This window comes from Thiohalocapsa halophila, assembly GCF_016583825.1.
GTDB classification, from domain to species: domain Bacteria; phylum Pseudomonadota; class Gammaproteobacteria; order Chromatiales; family Chromatiaceae; genus Thiohalocapsa; species Thiohalocapsa halophila.
The window spans coordinates 90,514-113,009 of the sequence record NZ_NRRV01000007.1 but is presented as its reverse complement, the minus strand read 5'-3'; the positions used below and the strand labels follow the sequence as shown (position 1 = coordinate 113,009).

Genomic DNA, 22,496 nt, shown 5'->3' with positions numbered 1-22,496 from the left:
GACGCCTTCGATTGGGTGTTGGCGTATCGGGAGATCCTGCCGGAGTGGGCGCAGACCATCGCCGTGTCCAAGACCGTGCAGACGGTGCTGAAAACCCAAGGCCTCTCGCGCGCAGCACCGGCGCAGGTCCGGGCGAAGCTCGCCGCGCTGGAACCGCTTGCGGCTCCGGTGGACGACTTCCGCACCGCCCTGCTGGAGCACGTCGAGCAGGAGGCGGCCAAGTTGCCCGCAGGCGCCACCTGGCTGGCCTCCTCGGACATCATCGAATCGGTCTTCGGCCACTACAAGACCTTCACCGCCCGCGGCCCGCTCAAGGAGGTCGGTCGGCTGGTGCTGCTGATCCCGGCGTTCCTCTCGCAGTTGAGCGCCCCGGCCATTCGCGAGGCGATGACCTCGGTGCGCGGCATCGATGTCGAGCAGTGGGTCGAGAGCAACCTCGGGCTTTCCATCCTGGCGCGACGCCGGCGCGCCTTCAAGGCAGACATGAAAACTGCATGAACGGATTGGGCGTCAGACACGGTAAAGTGAACAACCTAGGGGGGTGCTCAGCGGCGCCGACGGCTGGGAGGCGATTGAGCAGTTCGGCCAGTCCAAGCTCGACTGGTTGCGCAGGTTCGCGCCTTTCCGCAATGGGATTCCATCGCATGACTGCATTGCCTACGTGATCTCCGGCCTGTCCCCGAAGGCGTTTCAGGAGTGCTTCGTGAGCTGGACGCGGGCTGTGTCCGAGGCGACCGGCGGCGAGCTGATCGCGGTCGACGGCAAGACGGCACGCGGCGCGCGCGATCGCCGCCGCGGCAAGTCCGCGCTGCACATGGTCAGTGCTTGGGGCTGTCGCAACCGCTTGGTGCTGAGGCAAGAGGCGACGGCGGAGAAGTCCAACGAGGTCACGGCCATTCCCAAACTGCTGGAGTTGCTGGAACTCAAAGGCTGCATCGTGAGCATCGACGCCATGGGCTGCCAGACCAAGATTGCCGAACAAATCGACGACCAAGGTGCCGACTACGTGCTCGGGCTCAAAGGCAACCAGGGCACCCTGCATGAGGAGGTGGAGGACTTCTTCGCCACGGCGCGGGCCGACGGCTTCGCTGGTGTCGCCCATGATTACATCGAGGAAACCGACAAAGATCACGGGCGTTTGGAAGTGCGCCGGTACTGGATCACCGAGGAACTCGGCACGCTGTCCGAAGCGTCGCGTTGGCGTGCACTGCGCAGCATCGGCCTCGTCGAGCGCGAGTGTTGGAGCGGCGATGAGCATTCAATCGAGCAGCGCCTGTTCATCAACTCCATCCGCGCCGACGCCAAGCGCTTCGCCCACGCCGTCCGCGGCCACTGGGGCATCGAGAACCGGCTGCACTGGCGCCTGGACGTCGTCTTCAACGAAGATGCGAGCCGCATCCGCAGAGGCAACGCGCCGGCCATCATGACCGCAATCCGCCATCTGTGCATGAACCTGTTCGAGCAGGAGCCCTCTCAGCGGCGGCTCTTGCAGAAACGCCGCGAGGCCGCTTGGAACGACGACTACCGCGCCAAGGTGCTCTTCGGCTGATGGTTTTTTATGCGCTGACCCTGGCCGAGACGACCGGTACCGGTACGCCTTCCCGACAGAGTCCAAGCCTTGGCGTCCGTGCTTCCAACACCCCTGCAGCCGCTGCTACCCGCGATCGATAGCCATGACCGTTTAACGCATCCCTGTTCTCTGGCCCTGACGATCCACGTCGCGCAAGCCCATTCGTTATCGTGCCCGGAACTCTGTGGTATTCGCAGTCAGTTACTCTTTTCTCGCAGCCAGACGAGAAGCGCGCCCACAACTGAGTAACCCTCAAGCATGAGTCACGGCAAACCCATTAGGATAAAAGTATGGCCCGAGCTGACCTCGTATCATCCGCTATTATTCCGATTACCCGCAAGAGCCAGTCGAAAAAATAGTTTTCTGATCGACTTTTCGAGGTGTAAGGAAATCGACGCGCCGGCTCTAGCTATACTCCTTATCAGGATACTTCGCATTATACAACTATCAGACGATCAAACGCCTATCCTAATTGAACCACCCGGCCGGAAACCCCTTGACGACTACCTTTGCGATCTCAACTTTCAGCAAGTAATTGCAAAACACAATGCAGCAATTTCTCAAAAAGCAACACAGCCTGACTTATTCGAGACTCCAACTTGCCCTGATCCGCGTTGTGTCGCCATTGGAAACGATCCACGGCTCGGAGTGATGTATCCATTACAGTTCTTAAATATGGCCACATCTGCCGACCGGCGGCTCGCTGTCAAGGGCTTAGAGGAATGGTTGGTGGGAATCTTTGATAGCCTCCCCCGCACCAAGAACCTCAACCAACTCGTCATTATTCTCCGAGAGATGGCAAAGAACACAGCAGACCACACTTCCGGGATAGCAGCCCTCGGGCTTGAACGGCGGCTGCAACCCACCGGCACAGAAGTGCTCAAATTTTCCTACAGCGACACCGGACCTGGGATTCATCAAAGCCTATGGAGTCAATGGGGGGAGGAAGCAAAGATCAAGCGCCTTCGTCATCAGGGCGTCGCCGAGTCCTATCGCATGGCCTTGAAAGAAGGATTTTCTACTAAATCCGGAAACGGGGTAAACCTTGGGCTAGGGATGTCGTTGATCATGCAAGGCTGCATTAGCCTAGGAGTCGACCTATCGGTGTTCGATGCGGATAGCCGCGGACTCCTTACCAACCTTCGAGAAACAACTCACTCCGAAATACGGAAGAATTTTTTTCACCTATCCACGAATATGGGGTTTGCATACCACGGAGCTGTCAATTTATGACTACGATACGATTAAGAGAACTGCTTGGTCCACACCTAAACAGATCGATTGCGCTGTCAACCTGCGAAGAGCATCCTCGAATAGCGGAAGACTCCCAACTGGTACTTGATTTCTGCGGCTGCCTCATCGACTATCCCGAAACTGCGCAGATCGTGGAAGTGTTAACCGGACGCGCTCCGCCACGCCTACAGCACCTCTCCATCAAAACTGACCAGGATTTCCCGGATCAACTACTACTAAACTTGCTGTTAAAGGGTGGGTCTTGGTGGCCTCTCGGTACCGCCTACGATGAGTTTCTCGAGACGTTTGGTAGTTTGTCGACAGGTCGGCCTAAGCACGTTTCGGTCATTATCTTGGATTTCGATAATATCGAGAAAAGAAGGATTGAGCTTTGACTAGCAACCCCCACCCCAAAGACCTCTATATCTTTGAAGTCTTAGAGCGAATGACACGGTTCAATCGCCACCTCGAAGACATAAGTACGCAATTCTTCAAAGGATCTCGCATAACAGCTAACGACAAAGTGCAACTAATCGCACACTACCAAGGCTTCTTGAGGGAACTTTGGGACATTACTGTGCTGCTGTTACGGACGCCCTGCACGGAGGAGAACGCGGGTGCTTTGGAGACGCAAATCACGAACGTTTTGCGTGACATCGGCCATCTACATTCAGGCTTTCTTCATTATTTGCCGCGCCCTTCTGAACCGGTAGAGCTGAAGCGATTCACGCGTGTTATTGACAGTAAGCATCTTCAGGGATTTGACGCCATCGATATCCTCCCGACGGAGGAACTTGGCGAGACGACCTTCTCAAGCCAGGTACTACAACAGTACGAAGAAGAATACCTGAAGCGCACACGAGAAGACCTCAAGAGCTTCTTCGCTAGGTACAATCCCGAGAAGATCAGTGAACTTCCCGCTAATGAATACCAAAAAAAGGTAGGTCACGAAGCCCATATTACAGTTCCGCGGATAGACACCGGGAATCCGTGCCGCTGGCCTACCATCGTACATGAAATGGCCCACCACCTGCCGTTTGACGAGTTGATACGTAAATTCGAGAAATACCGCGAGACCATTGGCGGGGATCGCGTAGTTTTGCTTCTTGAAAGCGCAAAATGTGATCAAGTGGAGAGATGGCTAGAAGAGTTGTGGTGTGACCTTTTCGCCGCTCTCGCGCTCGGTCCCGCGTTCTGGTTTTCTCAATGGTCCGCTTTCCTTTTTACTGACGCCGAGTATCCTGTCACGCAGCGGGAATTCATGGACGGTTATCCCCCGGCAATATTGCGGCTCTACCTAATTGAGAGGCTGCTGCGACACCGACATCCGGCGCTCATGCGCCTCAAATCGGTAGAAGACTTAATAGCGGAACAGTATTCCGTGATAGAATTTATAGCAGCGGGCCGTGATGACCCACAGTTGCTTAGTGATCGGAGTATTATAGACGCCGCGAATTTGCTTGGGACATTCTTTGTGGAAGAGGTATTTAAGAAAGCCGATGATGTTGATATTGCGGAAAGCCTCGCCGATGATGTGGAAGCATTACTAAAGCAAGTTAAACCAACTTCCGAAAAAGAATTGGATGGACTCATCTCTCGCCTGAGCCGAGGGATCCCAATACCCGGCGTCCCAAAAGGCGATGCTGACGATGTCATCGAGGAGCCCGCGAATCTCCCAGAGATTCTTCTCGCCGCCTGGGTTGTACGGAACACCGAACTGTTCCAGCGGCTGTGCGCAACGGCGAATAGTGGCGATGCGGCCGAAGGTTCGCCTGCCAGCTCATTAAAAGACCATACCTCGCTGGAGCTTGCAAACAGCGAATTTTCACGGTTCGATAGCGCGGTTCTTAGATCCATTCAAGTCTCCGAATGGTTCACGCTTCTGAGGTCTGCTCCCAATCCTGCTGCGCGTGCGGCGCTCGCTCCCACAAACAGAGGCGCGTCCGCGACTGGGACGTTCTCTAACAACTTATTGGGCAATTCCGTTCTAGTTGATCATCAAATCAAGAAGGCCCTTGGGGACAAAGAGATCCTGGTTGTGCCTATAATGTGTTTGGATGAGCAGTTGGGTTCCGCTTCACTGGATGTTCGCTTAGGAACGTCTTTCGAAATTTATCATCGCAACAAGTATGGAATAATTGACTTCGTTGATCCAAAGAATCGCGAGCAAGCTGCCAGCGAGTCAGAGATTGTTGACTTGGATATTCTTGATTCGATTTCACTCACACCGGGGCAATTCGTTCTTGCGCACACGATGGAGTATATCGAGTTGAGCGATAATATTGCCGCTGAGATCGAAGGGCGGTCGAGCTTTGCACGCTTGGGGGTGGAGGTCCACATGACAGCAGGGTTTATTGATCCGGGATTCTCCGGCGCGATTACATTGGAGATACACAATTCAGGAGCAATGCCAATAATTCTGTACCCTGGTCTCCGAATTGCGCAGCTACGCTTCGCACGCGTGTCCGCGCCAGAGAAATCGTACTCGCGTAGACACAACAGCAAGTATAAGGGATTGCTAGCTCAGAACCCAAGTCGTTACAGTCGGGATTACGAGATTGAGGTGTTGCGGGAGGCCATCCACCGCCGGCAAACTGTCTTTTCCAAGGAGGAGCGCTAGCGTGGATTTCCTTGACTATACAGCGTGCGCTGCGATCGGAGTGTTCGTGGGTACGGCGGAACTTTTACAGCGGTATTCCTATCCGCCACTGGAAATCGCCAAAACCGTAAGCGCTCCTATCTACATTGCGCTTAATGGTTTTGCAAGTTTCGCCGGATTGTTCCTTATGGACTACTTCAATTTTTCTTTCGGGCTAGATCTTGAGACCGACGGCGCAAAGATATTTGTCGCAGGGTTTTCTTCAATGGTAGTTTTGCGCGGAGCTGTTATGACCGTGAGAGCAAATGAACAGGATTACAACGTTGGTCCGGGGATTGTTGCTGACGTCTTTTTGCAGCGAGCTGACCGTGCGTTTGATCAGGAGAGAGCATCGAGCCATGGGCCGCAAGTTGCGGAGATCATGGAGAACATTGATTTTCGAAAGGCGAAGGCAGACCTGCCGCCAATTTGCCTGGCGTTGATGCAAAACCTCCCGCTCTCCAGTCAGGGCACGCTTAAAGACGAAGTTAAGTTGATATCTGACGGGGCTAGCGCGTTTCAAACGCCTAAGACAGAAGCTATTCTGTTAGGACTGACCTTGGCCAAGTACACGGGGCTGGAGGTTCTTCGGCAAGCCATCGATATGCTTGGCGACAAGATTCGCATTTCGCCTGCGGGGCAGCCAGAACCCAGTGAATCAGACGAGGTAGCAAATCTACAGGCCCGAGCTGATGAGTTGATTCGGGAAATAACAGAGAGGACAGATCATGCCGATCGAGAAGAGTGATCCAGAGGTGCTGAGCTTCGCAGGTTTTCTGAACAGTTATCGCGTCGGTAACGTCCCGGTTGCGGGAGAGGCAAAGCTCTACCCACTTTACAATGACGCGAAACAGTTGCAAAAGAGTCTGGAGGCCGCGAAAGTCTCACAGGGAACGCGCGATGCATTGGACCGAGCAACCGCCAGACTGACCGCGCAAGAGCTCGCACCGGGTGAGCGAGCACTTGAGGTATCGGAGGCGCTTAAGGTGCTGCTGAAGGAAATCACACGCGAGCAGCTTGCAAATGATTCCGTCGGCAAGGGTTTCGAGCGTGCAGTCGTTTCGCTGCTTCAGTCAGCAAAAGCTCTAAACGATCAGCGGCTGCTTCGTAGCGCCATATCAGTCGGAGAGTCTTTTGACCGAGAGCTAAAGCGTTGAGTATTGAATGCCCGGAATTGCGTCTCTAACTCGCGCTGCAAATGAAGCAACGTACTTTGGATTGAGTTCTATTCCGAGGAACTTCCGGGTATGCGCGTGGGCGGCAGATCCGGTGGTGCCGATTCCGAAGAAAGGGTCGAGCACGAAGTCGTTAACGTCGGTAGATGCCAGAATGCAGCGACTAGCGAGATCGACGGGAAAGGTAGCGTGATGGGTCGCATCTATAGGTCGGGTTGGGATGGTCCAAACAGACCTAAGATTTCGTGTAGCAACGCGAGACCCCGATTGCCGCGCAGCCATGGAATTGTATTTATACCTTTCTGCTCTGGACAGGAGAAACACGTACTCATGTGTCCGGCTTGGACGATCCTTTACGCTTTCTGGCAAAGCATTAGGTTTATCCCAAACCACATCAGCCCGGAGATACCAACCATCGTCCTGAAGAGCCAATGCTAGGCGCCAGGGTAGGCCGAGCAAATCCTTCGGCTTCAATCCGGTAGGCGTTCGTGGTCGAGTATGTGATGCCCGAGTAGGATAGCGATTGTCTGGGGTTCGATATTTCCTATTGCCGCTAGTATAACCGTCGCCGAGGTTAACCCATAGCGTGCCGTCGGGCCGAAGGGTTTGTCTGGCTTTAGCAAACACATCCACCAATCGTTCGATGTAGTTTTCCGGTGTTAACTCTGCTCCAATTTGACCAGGGTCGCCATAATCCCGGAAGCCCCAATAAGGAGGCGAGGTTACGATCGTTTGGAAGAAGTTTCTTGGAAGCATCTGTAGGCATTTCACACAGTCTCCGGAGAGTACGGTCGATGCACCAGGACAATAGTGCTGCGGAATGGGGCTTGGTATGTCCATTCATCTAGGCGGAGTTTAAGTGCTTGGGAAGATTTATTTTGCGATAGTGTACGCGAGAATGTTGCTGATGAATAGATGAGCGTGGCATAGGACCAGTGGCCGGCTTTTCTCAAAGGCGAGAAGCAAGTCCGGTCGGCGTTATGTGGTGTGGCGCCTGAACCCCTGCAGTGTCGGAGTAGTCGTCGCCTCCGCGTTGTAGGATTGTAGCCCCAACAGCGGCGCGCACACAGACCGGGGGCGAGATGTTCCGATGACGGCAGTGCGGTCTTGATGGTGGTTCGGCGCGCTCGTTGACGAAGCACTTGGCATGCAGATGCTGACAGGAGCGGGTACGGATTAAGGTGAGGGAGCGCAGCTAGTCCATCTGGTGTGGCGCCAGCTCGCTCTTGCCGTAGACAACGCGGACCTCGATCGTGTCGCCCGCGTGTTAGCCAAAACGCAGCGCTTCGAGGTGGTAGCTGGTCGGTAAGCGTCCGGCCAACTACATCTATCCCCCGCCGTGCCGGCGGTGGAACATGGCGCCATGTTCCACCCAGCGAGGAATACCAGCATGGCACAGCGACGGCGCACCCGCGAGCAATGGCGCCAGCTCGTCGAGGGCTGGCCCCAGAGCGGCCTGACGCAAGCGCAGTACTGTGAGCACCACAACATCTCCGTAGCGAGTTTGTATCGTTGGCGGCAGATCCTGCGCCGGTCCCCTAGTGAGAGCCGCCCGGCGCCAGCAGCAGGGCGGGCGGGCGCAGCGGTACGCGTGTTGCCGGTCGAGCTGCTGGGCGAGCTTGTTCAGCCTGCCCGATCCGCAGGTCATGCGCTGAGCTTGGTGTTCGCCGACGGGGTGCGGCTGGAGATCGCTCCCGGGTTCGATGACGCAACCCTGCAGCGGGTGGTCGGGGTGTTGCGCGATGCAACGGCGTCATGATCGGATTCGGCGCGCAGACCCAGGTGTACTTGGTCGCCGGTGCCACCGACATGCGCAAGCAGATCGACAGGCTCGCGGCCCTGGTGGTCGATGTGCTCGCGGCCGATCCGTTCTCCAGCCACCTGTTCGTATTCTGCAATCGCGGGCGCGACAAGCTCAAGATCCTCTATTGGCACAACAACGGCTTTTGGCTCTGGTATCGCCGCCTGGAGCGGGAACGCTTCTGGTGGCCGAATGGCCATGAGCGCGAGCCGGTCGTGCTCTCGGTGCGGGAATTGAGCTGGCTATTGGAAGGGCTTGATCCAAAGCGCGTACAAGGTCATCAGCGCGCCGAATTCGGGCTTTTGTAATCATCTCCATCGCGCGCGACGGCCTTGATTAAGGTATACTGCCGACCATGCTCGACAGTGCCCAATCATTGCCGCAAGACCCGGTCGAATTGCACCGGATCATCGCCCAATTGAGTGCGCAATTGGCCGAATCGGAGCGCGAGCGGGCGGCACAGACGACGCGCATCGAGCAATTGCTCGAAGCCATTGAGCTGTTGCGGCGCAAGCGCTTCGCTCCGAGCGCCGATCGCATGCCCGAGGGCCAATTGGCGCTGTTCGACGAGGCCGAGCTCGAAGCGCTGATCGGCGCGCTTGAGGCGGCGCTGCCGGCGCCGAGCGAGACGCCGGCGCCCGCCGCCTCACCCGGCGCCGGGGCGGCCAAGCGCAAGCCGGTGCGCCGTCCCTTGCCCGAACACCTGCCGCGCGTGGAGCGCGTCATCGATCTGCCCGACGCCGAGAAGGCGGCCATGGGCACGGACTGGACGTTCATCGGCTACGACAGTGCCGAGCAGTTGGCCGTCATCCCGCGCCAGTGCTACGTGGTCGTCACCAAGCGCGCCAAGTACGTGCCCGCCAACGAGGCGGTGCCCGGTGCCGAGGTGGGTGTGAGAGTCGCCCCGCGGGCGGCGCAGATCATCCCCAAGTCCATCGCCCACAGCTCGCTGCTCGCCGCCATCGTCACCGGCAAATTCGTCGACGGCCTGCCGCTGTATCGGCAGGAGAAGATGTTCGCGCGCGAGGGCATCGCGCTCAGCCGCCAGACCATGGCCGGGCTGTTGATGCAGCTCAAGACCCCGCTGAAGCCCGTCGCCGCGGCACTCAACGCACTGCTCGGCCAAGGAGCGGTGGTGCAGATCGACGAGACCCGTCTCCAGGTCTTGGACGAGCCGGGGCGCGAGAATACCCAACCGTCCTTCATGTGGGTGTTCTGCGGCGGTCCGCCGCAGGCACCGGTACGCTGGTTCGAATACGCCCCAAGCCGTGCCGCTGAGGTCCCGCAGCGGGTGCTGTTCCCCGCCGAGACGCGCGCTCCGCCAGGCACCGATCCGCCGCGGCGCCTCTATCTGCAATCCGACGGCTACAGCGCCTACCACGTCCTGGCCGAGGCCCCCGAGGTGATCGACCACGCCGGCTGCTGGGCGCATGTACGGCGCAAGTTCGTCGAAGCCGCCGCCGGGCGCAATGGCGCCGCCGCGCAGCAGATGGTGGCCCTCATCGGCGAGCTCTATGCCGTCGAGCGCGACGTCCGCGACGAGGACCCCGCCACTCGCCAACGCACCCGCACCGCGCGCAGTGGGCCGATCCTCACGCGCATCCGCCAGTGGCTCGACACAGCCGCCGCGCGCGTGCTGCCCAAGAGTCTGCTCGGCCAGGCGATCGGCTATACCCTCAACCAGTGGCCGACCCTGATCACCTTCCTCGACGATGGCCACTTGGAGATCGACAACAACCGCACCGAGAACGCCATCCGCCCCTTCGTGGTCGGCCGCAAGGGCTGGCTGTTCGCCGGCAGCCCCGACGGTGCCGAGACCAGCGCGCTGCTCTACAGCCTGGTCGAGACCGCCAAGGCCAACGGCCTGGAGCCCCACGCCTACCTCAGCTACCTCTTCGAGCACCTGCCCGCCGCCAAAACCCCCGAGGCCGTCGCGGCACTCCTGCCGCACAATTTGAAATTGGACGACATCAGGCCAACGGGGACAATCCTGTAGTTCGCCGGACGCTTACGACTATTGTGAGCTGTCAGGCGACATGAAAAACTGACCCCCTGCCGACATCCAAAGATGACCCCTGAAGCCATCGCGGCGCTGCTGCCGCACAAACTGAAAATGGAAGACATCACGCCGAAGGGGGCAATCCTGTAGTTCGCCGGACGCTTACGTTGGTCGCAGGGCAAAACCGTTCTAGCCCACCGCCGCGGCTGAGCGGCTGGCGCGTGGCTTGGCATTGTCGGTCATGAGGAGGTAGTCGAAGACCCGGCGCACACGCCGGGCGAGCTTGTCGATGGTGGCGGCGACGGAGTCGTTGCTCTTGGCCTTGATGAGGCCGACAGCGAAGCGTCGCAGGCGGGTCATATTCTCCGGGCCGTGACCGGTGCGCACGCGGCAACGGTCCTCGTCCCAGTTCCAGTCCAGGATGTAGTGATGGGCCTCGATGCCCCAATGGTCGCGATTGAAGGCCAGCAGGCGCTTGGGGCTGGCGCTTTCGGGGGAATGGTCGGTCAGGCCGTAGACGACCTCGGTGGAGGCCTTACCCGTTGTCTTGTCGATCCGTTGGCGCTCGATGACGAAGACCTGGCCGACGTGGGGGAAGTCGAGGTAGTCGTTCAGTGCGGTGGATGTCCAGATGGCGCGCGCTTCCAGGCGCCCGTGCGCCAAGCTCAGCGGTTCGCGGAAGTCCGGTTCGCCGCGGTTGGCGAAGTGTAGGCGGATGTCGGCGGCCAGGGTGGGCTGATTGTCCTTGGCGATAAACAGATAGTGGGCGCCGCGGGCCACCACATGCTCGGCGATCTTGCGCTGGGTGAGTAGGGCATCGGCGGTGATGGTCTTGCCGGCGATATCGAGCGCTTCGAGCAGCGGGATGGCCATGCCGATCTCATTGGTCTGCTTGACCTCATCGGTGGCGTCTACGGGGAGGGCGGTGACTTTTTTTGGGTGTAGCAGACTTGGCTCTGGTGTCCGACCGCACCGAGGATATGGTTTTGGCGCCCCTGCTCATCGATGGCGTTGCACAGGGTCTTGCCATCGAGGGCCAGGCCTTCATCGGCGCCGGCCATCTGCGCGTTCCACCCTTGCAGGGCGCGATCGAGGTGCTCGGGTGGGATGCTGATGAGCAGATCGCGGAAGCGGGTGCGGCTGGGCACCTCGTAGCGCCCGTTGCGGTAGCGGCAGCGAAAGCGTGCCCGCGCCTGCTGACTGAGGTCCGCGGCCCAGGCGGCGATGGCCTTGTAGCCGCGCGCCCCGCACAGCACCGCAGCGGCGGCGATGCCCAGGGCCGCGGGCAGGGGATGACGCCGTCCCTGGCCGCGGCGCGGATCGGGAATGTCGGCGAAAAACTCCGGCAGCGCGCGCATTTGATCGGCAGTCAACAGCATCTTTGGGGCTCCATGGCGGTCACGGGGGTCGAGGAAGGGCGCGCACAGACGTGTGCGCGCGTTGCCGATCAACGCCCGCACGAACACCCGTTTCGGACGCTCGGCGCGGTTGCCGTAGCCGGCACGGGTGCGACGAAAGCCACGGCTCTCGCCCACCGCCAGCCAATTGGCCGCGCGGTAGCAGGTGCCGTGGAAGCGCGGATCAACGAAGGTCTCCAACAACCACAGCGGATGGCCGAAGCAAACCGGCCAATCGGCACGGACCCGCCGCTCCAGCAGCGCGAGCACACGCGAGGCAAGATTGGGAACATGCGCCCCGGGCAGGATAAGAAAGCGGGCGTTGTTGGCGATCAGATGAAGCCGATCAAACTGATAGCGCCGATCCCAGCCGATCCAGCGGTCGCGCGCCGCGCACTTCCACGCTGCCGCGCTGACCACCAGTAACGCCAACCACTGCCCCTGCCAGGTGGCCACGTACCAGAGCGTGTGGCCAATCTTGGCCACTGCACCCAGGTAGTGATGGGCATCGAGCAGGTCTTTGAAGCGCGCCTCTTCTTCGCGCGCCACCGGCCGCAGCGCGATCTCGTGCAGGTCCAACGATCCCGCTCATAACGCTAAACTGGCCTGCAACATAGCCCGCGTGGGGCGGGATGTCCAGATCCGTGCGCAACATGCGGCCCCGGCGGTGGATCTGCGGCTAGAACGGCTCCGCCCTGGCCCTGCGCCTGCCCGAGTGGTCGGAGTTGTGATCGAGGCCCAGCCAGGATAGCGCGTCGGTGTGCGCGCCAGGCGGGTCGTAGAGCACCAGCACCTTGGCCTTGCCGGGGGTTACGTGGTCAGGCAGTTTGAGGTGGATCTCGTAGTTCTGGTCGATGTCGGTTTCGAGTTCGATGGCTTGCATGGATCTATTGCCCGGGTTGCGCAGCGCGCTTGGCGCGTGGAGCGAGGTAGCGTTCAAGGACGCGAGGCTGGAGCGTCGGCCGTTGCTGCAACGCTGGAGCGTGGGAGCCGGAGCGCAGCGCGCGAAGGGCTAGGGGGCAATTGACCGGGCTGGGCGCTTGCTCCGTCTGCTTGTGGCATTGATGCTTTCCTCAGCCCTCAGCCCTCAGCCCTCAGCCCTCAGCCCTCGGATATGCGCTCCCGGGGCAACACGCCTTTATTCACCAGTAAGGTGCGCACCAGCAGCGGTGACACGTCGAAGTGCCGAGCGGCGGTTTCTACGTCGTCATCGTCGGGAGCGGGCGGCAACATTTCCTGCAATGCCGCAAAGGGGCAGAGCAGCTCTGCAGCAAAGGCCCGTTGCAGCTTCTGCCTTGCGGTTTTCGCGCGGGTGACGGGCAGCAGGGACTCGTCGCTGCCGGCGAGGATGTCATCTGCCAACAGCCGCGCGAAGTGAAAGCGGCGGTTGCTTGGATGCGGACTGCGGATCATTGCGCGGAATCCCGTGCCGTCGCGCGGCTTGCGGTAGCCGATGCCGTCCATGCAGGTGTCGATAGTCTCGCCGGGGTCCTGCGTCAGAAAGTCGACGGGAACGGCGGCGATCTCCGCCAGGCGCCGGCTGGTGAGCGGCCCTTCACCGATGTGCCATAGGTGTCTTGCGCGCTCGGCAAGGGCCTCGCCCAGCTGCCATGGTGGCGGCGTATGCGCGCCGTGCAACAGAGACAGGCTGGACAAGGCGTCTCGATCCGCCAGATCCACCAAGGTCGTCGCCCGGTCGCGTTTGGCTTCGGCAGCGCCGAGCGCTTGCAGGAAATCGTCCCTCGCAGCGGCTGCGATCTCTGCCACGGCCTCACTCCCGAGGTTCTGACTGTAATCGGCAAGACGATCCAACAGACCCTCCTCGGCTTCGCCGGCATCGATGCCGAGCAGGGCCTCCAGTCGGCGCGCTTGACCCAGCTCAGTCTCGCTCCGCTCCCGGGTGACTTCCGCCCAAAGGCGCTCAAGGTCGGTGCCCTCAAGCCCCAAATTCCGCAGGCGGCCGATCAACGACGCGATGAAGGTGTCCACCCCCCGCTCGAAAGCCGTGGCGGGTACGGTGGCATCGAGGGTCTCCAGATACCGAATCGGGCTGCTGGTGTCGCCGTGCGGGCGTGCGCGCATCGTCAGCAGAACGGTTTCGCCGTCGCTCGCGAAGGTCAGCGGGGGCCAGATGAAGCCCTGGCCGGCTGCGGCGAGGTCGTGGCTCATCAGCCAATCCGTATCCCGGCCACCGATGTCCGGCTCCCAACGCAGGCGCCACCAGTGCTCCGCGAGCCAGTAGCCGAGTCGGTAAGCAGACAGATGCACGCTCCCGCGGACCGTCTTGGCCGCCAGATCCTCGACGCGGGTGACGCACAGGCCGCCGACCTGTATTCGGATTGCTGCCAAGGTCCGGCGGTCGTGCTCGGCACCTGCGGCGCCGTGCAGCCATTGCTCGACCTCGATGCGGAAGAGGTCAGACATCCTTGCCCCCCAAATCGCCGCGTCGATGCCACTCGCGCACGATGGTTTCATACATCGGGTCATCCTTCGGCAGGGGATAGCCGTGGTAGGTGCCCCTCACCGTGTTCTCGAGCTGGGCTTCCAGCGGTGCGCCGTCGGCCGTGAGCGACCAGACGTTTTGCGGGAAGCCCGAGCCGCTCCCCCTGCTGCTGATCATTCCACGGCGAATCCCAGCGCGCAGCAGGTCCACAGCCTGCGCGCGCTGCGACACCTGGACAGCGTCGCACAGGGACTTGTCCGCCCGCGCCGCTGCCGGCGGCGTCAAGCCAAAATCGCCTGGATTGCGCTTGTGCTCCGGATTGCCGCCGTAGCCGACGCGCGCGGCAAGCGTGGACAGATCAACCGGCAGTTCGCTCGTCGGACAGAGCTTGCGCTTGGTGTTGAAGGATCGTCTGGCTCGCATCTCGCACCGCACGGGCGCCGGCACTCATTTCCACGAGGCCGCCGAGTCTACGCGCATTGGGGGCTTGGCCGCATTGATTCTGCTGCGGTTGTGGGGCTTGGCAGGTGCGAGGTTGATCGCCGTCGCGCGCGTGCGCGAGGGTTTAGGTCGCCGCCCGTTATACTGCGCGTCGGGCCGGGGGGCGATGGTGGGCAGCGAGAATGCTGCCGGCCCGCACGTGCCGCGGCTTAGGAAGGGCTGAGGGTGGAGAATTGAGGGGCGAGGGCCCAGCCTGGGCGCTTGCTTCGCCGGCCGCCGGCACCGATGCTTCCCTCAGCCCTCAGCCCTCAGCCCTCAGCCCCGGCCCAACCTCACTCTCCAACCGAAGCCGCCCGTGCCATCCGTCTTGTTTCGCCCCCCGTCCAAAGCCCTCGCCTGGGCCCTCTACGACTGGGCCAACTCGGCCTTTGCGACCGTGGTCATCGCGGGCTTCTTCCCGGTGTTCTTCACGCAGTTCTGGGCGCAGGACCTGCCGGACGCACAGAGCACCCAGTGGCTCGGGTACACCTCCAGCGCGGCGAGCCTGATTTTGGTGCTGACGGCGCCCGTGCTGGGGGCGCTGGCCGACCAGCTCGGCGCCAAGAAGCGCTTCCTGCTGGGCTTCACGCTGCTTGGGGTGCTGGCCACCGCGGCGTTGTATTGGCTCGGCGCCGGGCATTGGCAGGCGGCGCTGCTGTTGTACCTTGCGGGGCTGCTCGGCTTCTTCGGCGGCAACATCTTCAACGACGCGCTGATCACGGACGTCGCGGCGCCTGCGCAGTACGAGCGGGCCTCGTCGCTGGCCTATGCGCTGGGCTATCTGGGCGGCGGGGTGCTGTTCGCGGTCAATGTGGCCATGGTGCTGTCGCCGGGGACCTTCGGCTTCGCCGACGAGGGGGAGGCGGTGCGGGCGGCCTTTCTCGGCGTGGCGCTCTGGTGGGCGGTATTCGCGCTGCCGCTGGCGCTGGTCGTGCCGGAGAGCCGCGGCCTCGGGCGGCGCTCCCTGCGCGGGGCGGCCGTCGGGGCCTTCCATGAGCTTGCGCGCACCTTCCGGCAGATCCGCCGGCTGCCGAACACCTTCCTGTTCCTGCTGGCCTATTGGTTCTACATCGACGGCGTGGACACCATCATGTTCATGGCCGTGAAGTACGGGCTGGATCTGGGCTTCGAGTCCTCGAGCCTGATGGTGGCGCTGCTGATCACCCAGTTCGTGGGCTTTCCGGCGGCGCTGGTGTTCGGCCGGCTGGGGGCGCGCTTCGGGCCCAAGCCTGCCATCCTGGTGGCCATCGGTGTCTATGTGCTGGTGGTGCTGGCGGCTACGCAGATGACCCGGGTGGAGCATTTCTATGCCCTTGCGGCCACCATCGGGCTGGTGCAGGGCGGCATCCAGGCGCTGAGCCGGGCGCTCTTCGCCGGGCTGATCCCGGCGGGGCAGACGGCGGAGCTGTTCGGCTTCTACAACATGGTGGGCAAGTTCGCGGCGGTGCTTGGGCCCTTCCTGGTGGGCACCACGGCGGCCTTCGCCGGTGATCCGCGCTTCTCGCTGCTGCCCATTCTGCTGCTGTTCCTGCTCGGCGCGGCACTGTTGTGGCGGGTGGACGTGGCGGGGGGCCGACGGGATGCCGCCGCCGTGCCGCCGCCGCCGCGGGGTCCGCTCTTCGCGGACCAGGCATAGGCTCGGCGCTGCGGCGGGTGGCTCGGCATGGGTGGCTACGTTGTCAGGCGCCTGCTGCTGCTGGTGCCCGTGCTGCTCGGCGTGTCGCTGGTGGTGTTCGCGGTGATGGCGCTGGTGCCGGGGGACCCGGCGCTAGCCATCCTCGGCCCCTATGCAACGCCGGAGCGCCTGGCCGAGCTGCGCGCGGAGCTGGCCCTGGACCAGCCCTGGTGGCGGCGCTGGCTCGGCTGGCTCGCCGGCGTCCTTAAGGGGGACATGGGCCGTTCGGTGTCGCTGGAGCGGCCGGTGGCGGATGCGGTGCTGGAGCGCCTGGGGCCGACGCTGCTGCTGGCGGCGGCGGCGCTCATGTTGGGGGCGGTGCTCGGGCTGGCGGCGGGGCTGCTCGCGGCGTTCAGGCACAACCTGGTGACGGACCGGCTGGTGACCCTCAGCGTGCTGCTCGGCATCTCGCTGCCGCCGTTCTGGCTCGGGCTGCTGCTGATCCTGCTGTTTGCGGTCTGGCTCGGCTGGCTGCCCGCGAGCGGCATGGTCACCCCCTGGCTCACGGAGCCGGGTGCGGCGTTGCTCACCGCCGACGTGCTGCGTCACCTGCTCCTGCCGAGCCTGAGCCTGGCGCTGGTGGCCGCCGGCGTCATCGGCCGCATTGGCCGCGGTGCGGCACTGGAGGTGCTGGCGGCGGACCACATCCGGCTGTGCCGCGCCCGCGGGCTCACGCAGCGGCGCATCCTGCTGGTGCATGCGCTGAAGGGCGTGCTGGCGCGGGTCATGCCCGTCATCGGGCTGCAGGCGGGGTTCGTGCTCGGCGGCGCCGTCTACATCGAGACCATCTTTCAATGGCCCGGCCTCGGGCGCCTGCTGGTGGACGCCATCGCCGCCCGGGATCTGCTGCTGGTGCAGGGCGGGGTGCTGGTGCTGGCGGCGGCCTATGTGCTGGTGAACCTGGCCACGGACCTGGCCCAGCACGCCCTCGACCGGCGCACGGCCGCCGCATGAGCACCGACGGATCATCGGCGGCAGGCGGCTCGGGCAGGCTTGCGGGCCCGCTGGGGCGCCTGCGCCGGCATCCGGGCGCGCTGGCGGGGCTGGGGCTCCTGGCCCTGGTGCTGGTGCCGGCGGTGGCCGCGCCCGTGCTGGCGCTGCCGGACCCGGCGCTGACGGCGCCGGCGCAGCGTATGCTGCCGCCGCTGTCGGCGGGCCATGTGCTCGGCACGGACCACCTCGGCCGTGATCTGTTGTCGCGGCTGGTGTGGGGCGCGCGGGCGAGCATTGCGGTGGGGGCCCTGGCGACGCTCATCGCGGCTCTGGCGGGGGCCGTGCTCGGGCTCGCGGCGGCCTGGCTCGGCCGTCTGGTGGACGGGCTGGTGATGCGCGGGGTGGACGTGCTCATGGCCTTTCCGTACCTGCTGCTGGCGCTGGCCATCGTCGCGGCGCTGGGGCCGGGGCTCGCCAATGCCATGCTGGCCATCGCCGTTGCCAATGTGCCCTTCTTCGCCCGGGCGGTGCGCGGGGCGGCGCTGGATATCCGCCATCAGGATTACATCGCGGCGGCGCGGCTGGCGGGCCACGGCGAGCCCGCCATCCTGGCCCGCGAGGTGCTGCCCAACCTGGCGCCGACCCTGCTGCTGCTCATGACCACCACCCTCGGCTGGATGGTGCTGGAGACGGCGGGCCTGAGCTTCCTCGGTCTCGGTGCCCAGCCGCCGGCGGCGGACCTGGGCAGCATGCTCGGCGAAGGCCGGGAATTCCTGACCACCTATCCGCGGGTCGCCGTGCTGCCGGGGCTGGTGATCCTGGTGCTGGTGGTGGGCATCAACCTGGTGGGGGACGGGCTGCGGGATCTGCTGGATCCGCGCTGGTCGCCCGCTGGCTCGTCCGCGCAGCGCCAAGGCGCCAAAGCCGACGCACGGCGCGTTGCAGTCGGCGGCGACGCGGGCGATGCCGAGCAACCGGACGGCTTGCCGCTGCTCAGCGTCCGCGGGCTCGATGTCGACGTAACAGGCCCCGCCGGCCCGCTGTCGGCGGTGGCCGGTGTGGATGTCGATCTGCGCCGCGGCGAGCGGGTGGCCTTGGTGGGGGAGTCCGGCTGCGGCAAGACGCTCACGGCCCTGGCGCTGCTGCGGCTGCTGCCGGCGGGCACCGCCCAGCGCGGCTCGGTACGCCACGACGGCACCGAGCTCATGGCCCTGGACGACACCGCCCTGCGGCATCTGCGCGGGCGGCGCCTCGCCTATGTGCCGCAGGAGCCGCTGACGGCACTGGACCCGCTGTTCCGCGTCGGCTTTCAGATCGGCGAGACGCGGCGCGCGCATGGGACGGAGAGTGCCTACGCGACAGCGGCGCTGGTGCGGATGGTGGGCCTGTCCGCGGTGCCGGACCTGCTGCGGCGCTTCCCGCACGAGCTCTCCGGCGGGCAGCGCCAGCGCGTGGCCATCGCCCTGGCGCTGGCGCATGGTCCGGACTTGCTCATCGCCGACGAGGCCACCACGGCGCTGGACGTGACGGTGCAGCGGGAGATCCTCGCCTTGCTGCGGCGGCTCTGCGACGAGCAGGGCCGGGCGCTGTTGTTCGTGAGCCACGACCTGGCGCTGGTGGCGGCGCTCTGCGAGCGCGTGCTGGTGATGTACGCCGGGCGCATCGTCGAGGACGCGGCGGCCTCGGACCTGCTGCGCCAGCCGGCGCATCCCTACACCGCGGCCCTGCTCGGGGCGACGCCGGAGCTGGGCCAACCGCAGAAGACGTTGTCGGTGCTCGCCGGGGAGCCGCCGGCGCCGGGGGCGCGGGTGTCGGGCTGCCGATTCGCACCGCGCTGCCCGCGGGTCCAGCCGGTCTGTCGCAGCGCCGAGCCGGAGCTGGTCCGCACCGGGGACGGTCGGCGCGTGCGCTGCCGCTTTCCGCTGGAGGACGGCGCATGAGCGCGCCGGTGCTGCGCCTGGCAGGGGTCGCCAAGCGCTACGGAGGCGCTCGGTGCTGGTGGCCGCTCGGGCAGCGCGCCGCCGCGACGACGGCGCTGGCCGCCGTGGACCTCGACATCCGGCCCGGCGACGCCGTCGGGCTGGTGGGCGAGTCCGGCAGCGGCAAGACAACGCTCGCGCGCATCGCCGCCGGGCTCTTGAGCGCAAGCGACGGCTCGGTGCAGTGGTATGGCCGGGATGTCCGGGGTCTGGACGCCGCGGATCGCGCGGCCTACCGGCGCGGTGTGCAATACGTGTTTCAGAATCCGCAGACGGCGTTGAATCCGCGCCGGCGGCTGGCGGCGATCCTGGACGATACGCTGCGGGGTCTGACCAGTCTTGACCCCGCACAGCGGCGCGAGCGCATCCGGCGCGTCGCGGCCCAGACCGGTGTGGACACCGCCCTGCTCGGGCGCTTTGCGCATCAGCTCTCCGGCGGGCAGGCGCAGCGGGTGGCCATCGCCCGGGCGCTGCTCGGCGAGCCGCGGTTGGTGATCCTGGACGAGCCCGTGTCGGCGCTGGATGTCTCCTTGCAGGCGCAGATCCTCGAGCTGCTCGGGGAGCTGCGCGCCCGCCATGGTCTCGCCTACCTGTTCATCTCCCATGATCTCGCCGTCGTCGAGCGGCTGTGCGAGCACATCTGCGTCATGCACCAGGGGCGCATCGTCGAGGCCGGGGCGCGCGAGGTGGTGCTCGGCGAGCCGCGGGAGGGCTATACCAGGCGGCTGCTGGACGCGGTGCCGCGGATGCAGACCTGAGCGGTCAGCGCCCTGGCTAGGCTTGTGCTGCGCTCTTTGTCGTCCTCCTTGTCGTGCGTGATGCGATTTTTACAACGACAACGACAACGAAGCAGCCTCAACGCAGTGCTCCGAAGTCCGGGCTCGGGAGTTGTGGAAAACCCCAGGCTCGTCTCACGAATTCACGGAGACGCGTGACAAATCTCATGGCTCGGTAAATGGGCATATTCTAAAATACTGGCCAACCTGGTGAGTGACGGACTCGCTTGCGCAGCGCAGCGCAGCGCAGCCTTGCCGCCGCCGGGGACCTCCGTGCGGCCGGGTGTGTGCAGTCGACGGCGGCGCGGTGGCAAACAAGCAGCGGCGCCCTTGTGGCGCACCACGACCCAGGAGGCTTGCCATGAAGTACCTGACCGCCCTGAAAGAGCTGAACGCCGGCGAGCTGATCTCGCTTGCCGTGCTCGTTGCCGTGGCCGCGGGCATCGTCTACGGCATCGTGACCTAAGGCCGTCCTCACCGCCGGCGCTACCGCGCCGACGGTATCCAGAGCATTCGGGGCGCCTGCCCCAAAGTGCGCGCCGCCGCCGGGTGAACCGGTGGCGGCGCGCTGCGTTAGGGCTTGCCCCGCTTGCGCACGGCACTCGCTGTACGAAGACCTCATAGGTGACTCACGCCGCCGCACGCGCCCGTGCAGCTGAGACCCTCTCTGGCTATACACGCCGCCCTTCATTCAGGGTGCCGAAACGGCTGCCCATTCGCCGGGGAGCGTGCTGATGGGCGCTGACAGGTATTCCACCATTTACTTAATTAGCCAATTAGCTGCTTAATTATTTTGTCTTTGAATAGACTAATGAAAAACCCCGATTGATAATTGTCAATTGCCCGAGCTTCCGGCAGTTGTCATTGTTGAAAACACCGATGGAACATGCGAAAAGAGCCAGCGGCAGAGGCCCTGTTTTTTTTATTGATTTGATGTGTGTCAAGATCTGTGCCGCGGCTGGAAACGCAATCGCGTGTTTGCAATTACAGTTATCTCCACAGCAGGGCGGGCACGGCTTCGACCCGTCGCTCGGCGCTGTTTTTGAAGAAAAAACACAAGCGCGGCCCGTTCTCGTTTCGCAGTGCCGCGCGTCCGGAGCCGAGACACGCAAGACGGTCTGTTTACCGTCCGCGTATTCGGCACGAGCGTACACGATGCTAAAAGGAGGATCTCCGATGGGCTATGAACCGACCTTGGGCGATGTCCTGCGAAGCCAAGGTGTGAGCCGCCGAGCCTTTCTGCAGTTCTGCTCCGCGACGGCGTCCCTGATGGCGCTGCCGGCAGGAACGACCTCGGCCATGGCGGAAGCCTTGGCGGCGGCGCGCCGGCCGTCGGTGATCTGGCTGTCATTCCAGGAATGCACGGGCTGCACCGAGGCATTGACGCGCTCGCATGCGCCCACCATCGAGAATCTGCTGTTCAATTTCATTTCTTTGGACTATCACCACACCTTGCAGGCGGCCGCCGGCGACGCCGCGGAGCGTGCACTCGAAGAGGCCCAGCACGCGAACAAGGGCAAGTATCTGGTGCTGGTGGACGGCTCCATTCCGCTGTTGGAGTACTGCTCCACCGTGGCGGGCCACAGCAACAAAGAGACCTTGGAGCACGTCTGTGCCGACGCGGCCGCGGTGATCAATATCGGCACCTGCTCCGCCTACGGCGGCATCCCGGTGGCCAAGCCGAACCCCACCAAGGCCGTTGCGACGGGCGACATCATCAAGGACAAGCCCATTATCAACGTGCCGGGCTGCCCGCCCATGCCGCTCGCCATTACCGGCGTCATCGCGCAGTACCTGACCATGGGCAAGCTGCCGGAGGTGGACCACCTCGGGCGTCCGGTGGCCTTCTTCGGCGAGAACATCCACGACCGCTGCTACCGCCGGCCCTTCTACGACCGCGGCCAGTTCGCCGAGACCTTCGACGACGAAGGCGCACGCAAGGGCTGGTGCCTGTACAAGCTCGGCTGCAAGGCGCCGGTGGCCTACAACGCCTGCGCCCACGTCAAGTGGAACAACGGGGTCAGCTTCCCGATCCAGTCCGGCCACGGCTGCATCGGCTGCTCCGAGCCCGGGTTCTGGGACATGGGCGGCGTCTACGAATCCGTGGCTACGGGCAAGTTCGGCGATGGCGCCAAGCTCGGCGTGGCGGCGGTGGCCGGTGCTGCGCTCGGGGCTGGGGCCGCCGTGCTGGCTCGGCGCAAGAAGACGCAATTACACGAGGAGGACGCGGCGGAGAGCTAAAGCGCCATCGCCCGGCGGCACCGACAGGGCCGAGCCCCGCCCGCAGCCGCACCCAGCACTGGGTCGCACTTGGGGACGCGCACCTGCCGGTCGCCGCCGCGGCGCAATCCGCACGCTCACCACAAGGGGTCAGAAGAGCCCGATCGACACGACAAG

The 22,496-nt window shown here is 63.5% G+C and carries 20 protein-coding genes; 14 read left to right on the top strand and 6 right to left on the bottom strand.

Going from position 1 to position 22,496, the window contains the following annotated elements:
* The 6 genes from CKO31_RS04810 to CKO31_RS04785 all read left to right on the top strand — a co-directional run.
* Positions 1 to 498 (top strand): hypothetical protein (locus tag CKO31_RS04810; protein ID WP_200234500.1); only part of this gene is annotated, 498 nt, incomplete at its 5' end.
* Positions 499 to 541: 43 nt separating this feature from the next.
* Positions 542 to 1,549, top strand: coding sequence for an ISAs1 family transposase (locus CKO31_RS04805; RefSeq protein WP_200234498.1), 1,008 nt, complete (start codon positions 542 to 544; stop codon positions 1,547 to 1,549).
* Between the two features lie 696 nt (positions 1,550 to 2,245).
* Positions 2,246 to 2,803: a hypothetical protein gene (locus CKO31_RS04800; RefSeq protein ID WP_200234496.1), complete on the top strand. Its 558-nt coding sequence runs from the start codon at positions 2,246 to 2,248 to the stop codon at positions 2,801 to 2,803.
* 622 nt (positions 2,804 to 3,425) lie between these two features.
* Entirely contained in the window at positions 3,426 to 5,423 is a 1,998-nt protein-coding gene (gene dcd / locus CKO31_RS04795) for a dCTP deaminase (protein WP_200234494.1), read from the top strand.
* 1 nt (position 5,424) lies between these two features.
* Entirely contained in the window at positions 5,425 to 6,189 is a 765-nt protein-coding gene (locus CKO31_RS04790; RefSeq protein ID WP_200234492.1) for a hypothetical protein, read from the top strand.
* Positions 6,170 to 6,598 (top strand): hypothetical protein, encoded by a 429-nt coding sequence (locus tag CKO31_RS04785; RefSeq protein WP_200234490.1) that lies wholly within the window; start codon positions 6,170 to 6,172, stop codon positions 6,596 to 6,598. Before CKO31_RS04790 ends, CKO31_RS04785 begins: the two co-directional genes overlap by 20 nt.
* Here CKO31_RS04785 and CKO31_RS04780 read toward each other — a convergent pair.
* A complete protein-coding gene (locus CKO31_RS04780; RefSeq protein WP_242475155.1) occupies positions 6,587 to 7,372 on the bottom strand; it encodes a DNA-methyltransferase in 786 nt (261 codons plus the stop codon). The two genes, CKO31_RS04785 and CKO31_RS04780, sit on opposite strands and share 12 nt — an antisense overlap.
* A gap of 634 nt (positions 7,373 to 8,006) precedes the next feature.
* Here CKO31_RS04780 and tnpA point away from each other — a divergent pair.
* The 3 genes from tnpA to tnpC all read left to right on the top strand — a co-directional run bounded on the left by tnpA (position 8,007) and on the right by tnpC (position 10,413).
* Positions 8,007 to 8,375, top strand: a complete 369-nt coding sequence (gene tnpA / locus CKO31_RS04775; protein ID WP_200234486.1) for an IS66 family insertion sequence element accessory protein TnpA — start codon at positions 8,007 to 8,009, stop codon at positions 8,373 to 8,375.
* Positions 8,372 to 8,725 (top strand): IS66 family insertion sequence element accessory protein TnpB, encoded by a 354-nt coding sequence (gene tnpB, locus CKO31_RS04770; protein WP_200234484.1) that lies wholly within the window; start codon positions 8,372 to 8,374, stop codon positions 8,723 to 8,725. Before tnpA ends, tnpB begins: the two co-directional genes overlap by 4 nt.
* A 122-nt stretch (positions 8,726 to 8,847) precedes the next feature.
* Positions 8,848 to 10,413: an IS66 family transposase gene (tnpC, locus tag CKO31_RS04765; RefSeq protein ID WP_306341707.1), complete on the top strand. Its 1,566-nt coding sequence runs from the start codon at positions 8,848 to 8,850 to the stop codon at positions 10,411 to 10,413.
* 192 nt (positions 10,414 to 10,605) lie between these two features.
* On the opposite strand, the gene CKO31_RS04760 is transcribed toward tnpC, so the two are convergent.
* The 5 genes from CKO31_RS04760 to CKO31_RS04735 all read right to left on the bottom strand — a co-directional run bounded on the left by CKO31_RS04760 (position 10,606) and on the right by CKO31_RS04735 (position 14,691).
* Positions 10,606 to 11,364, bottom strand: coding sequence for an ISAs1 family transposase (locus tag CKO31_RS04760; protein WP_274607694.1), 759 nt, complete (start codon positions 11,362 to 11,364; stop codon positions 10,606 to 10,608).
* Positions 11,328 to 12,392 carry a Druantia anti-phage system protein DruA gene (locus tag CKO31_RS26690; RefSeq protein WP_242475144.1) on the bottom strand — a complete coding sequence of 355 codons (1,065 nt, stop codon included), beginning with the start codon at positions 12,390 to 12,392 and terminating at the stop codon, positions 11,328 to 11,330. The genes CKO31_RS04760 and CKO31_RS26690 overlap by 37 nt, the downstream gene beginning before the upstream one ends.
* A 100-nt stretch (positions 12,393 to 12,492) precedes the next feature.
* A complete protein-coding gene (locus CKO31_RS04745; RefSeq protein WP_200234478.1) occupies positions 12,493 to 12,696 on the bottom strand; it encodes a hypothetical protein in 204 nt (67 codons plus the stop codon).
* A gap of 218 nt (positions 12,697 to 12,914) precedes the next feature.
* Positions 12,915 to 14,237, bottom strand: a complete 1,323-nt coding sequence (locus CKO31_RS04740; protein WP_200234476.1) for a hypothetical protein — start codon at positions 14,235 to 14,237, stop codon at positions 12,915 to 12,917.
* Complete coding sequence (locus CKO31_RS04735) at positions 14,230 to 14,691, bottom strand: hypothetical protein (RefSeq protein WP_322789091.1); 462 nt, start codon at positions 14,689 to 14,691, stop codon at positions 14,230 to 14,232. Before CKO31_RS04735 ends, CKO31_RS04740 begins: the two co-directional genes overlap by 8 nt.
* A gap of 238 nt (positions 14,692 to 14,929) precedes the next feature.
* On the opposite strand from CKO31_RS04735, the gene CKO31_RS04730 reads away from it, so the two are divergent.
* The 5 genes from CKO31_RS04730 to CKO31_RS04710 all read left to right on the top strand — a co-directional run bounded on the left by CKO31_RS04730 (position 14,930) and on the right by CKO31_RS04710 (position 22,340).
* Positions 14,930 to 16,372 (top strand): MFS transporter, encoded by a 1,443-nt coding sequence (locus tag CKO31_RS04730; RefSeq protein WP_369075123.1) that lies wholly within the window; start codon positions 14,930 to 14,932, stop codon positions 16,370 to 16,372.
* Between the two features lie 27 nt (positions 16,373 to 16,399).
* The gene (locus CKO31_RS04725) at positions 16,400 to 17,365 is read left to right on the top strand and encodes an ABC transporter permease (RefSeq protein ID WP_200234473.1); all 966 of its coding nucleotides are present in this window, start codon (positions 16,400 to 16,402) and stop codon (positions 17,363 to 17,365) included.
* The gene (locus CKO31_RS04720) at positions 17,362 to 19,284 is read left to right on the top strand and encodes a dipeptide/oligopeptide/nickel ABC transporter permease/ATP-binding protein (RefSeq protein WP_200234471.1); all 1,923 of its coding nucleotides are present in this window, start codon (positions 17,362 to 17,364) and stop codon (positions 19,282 to 19,284) included. Before CKO31_RS04725 ends, CKO31_RS04720 begins: the two co-directional genes overlap by 4 nt.
* Complete coding sequence (locus CKO31_RS04715; RefSeq protein WP_200234469.1) at positions 19,281 to 20,081, top strand: ABC transporter ATP-binding protein; 801 nt, start codon at positions 19,281 to 19,283, stop codon at positions 20,079 to 20,081. Before CKO31_RS04720 ends, CKO31_RS04715 begins: the two co-directional genes overlap by 4 nt.
* 1,194 nt (positions 20,082 to 21,275) lie before the next feature.
* The gene (locus CKO31_RS04710) at positions 21,276 to 22,340 is read left to right on the top strand and encodes a hydrogenase small subunit (RefSeq protein ID WP_200234467.1); all 1,065 of its coding nucleotides are present in this window, start codon (positions 21,276 to 21,278) and stop codon (positions 22,338 to 22,340) included.
* Positions 22,341 to 22,496: the final 156 nt, after the last annotated feature.

Coding starts and splice junctions, on each gene's coding strand:
- CKO31_RS04800 (WP_200234496.1), top strand. CDS start 2,246: ATGGCCACATCTGCCGACCGGCGGCTCGCTGTCAAGGGCTTAGAGGAA.
- CKO31_RS04785 (WP_200234490.1), top strand. CDS start 6,170: ATGCCGATCGAGAAGAGTGATCCAGAGGTGCTGAGCTTCGCAGGTTTT.
- CKO31_RS04780 (WP_242475155.1), bottom strand. CDS start 7,372: ATGCTTCCAAGAAACTTCTTCCAAACGATCGTAACCTCGCCTCCTTAT.
- tnpA (WP_200234486.1), top strand. CDS start 8,007: ATGGCACAGCGACGGCGCACCCGCGAGCAATGGCGCCAGCTCGTCGAG.
- tnpB (WP_200234484.1), top strand. CDS start 8,372: ATGATCGGATTCGGCGCGCAGACCCAGGTGTACTTGGTCGCCGGTGCC.
- CKO31_RS04745 (WP_200234478.1), bottom strand. CDS start 12,696: ATGCAAGCCATCGAACTCGAAACCGACATCGACCAGAACTACGAGATC.
- CKO31_RS04740 (WP_200234476.1), bottom strand. CDS start 14,237: ATGTCTGACCTCTTCCGCATCGAGGTCGAGCAATGGCTGCACGGCGCC.
- CKO31_RS04725 (WP_200234473.1), top strand. CDS start 16,400: ATGGGTGGCTACGTTGTCAGGCGCCTGCTGCTGCTGGTGCCCGTGCTG.
- CKO31_RS04720 (WP_200234471.1), top strand. CDS start 17,362: ATGAGCACCGACGGATCATCGGCGGCAGGCGGCTCGGGCAGGCTTGCG.
- CKO31_RS04715 (WP_200234469.1), top strand. CDS start 19,281: ATGAGCGCGCCGGTGCTGCGCCTGGCAGGGGTCGCCAAGCGCTACGGA.
- CKO31_RS04710 (WP_200234467.1), top strand. CDS start 21,276: ATGGGCTATGAACCGACCTTGGGCGATGTCCTGCGAAGCCAAGGTGTG.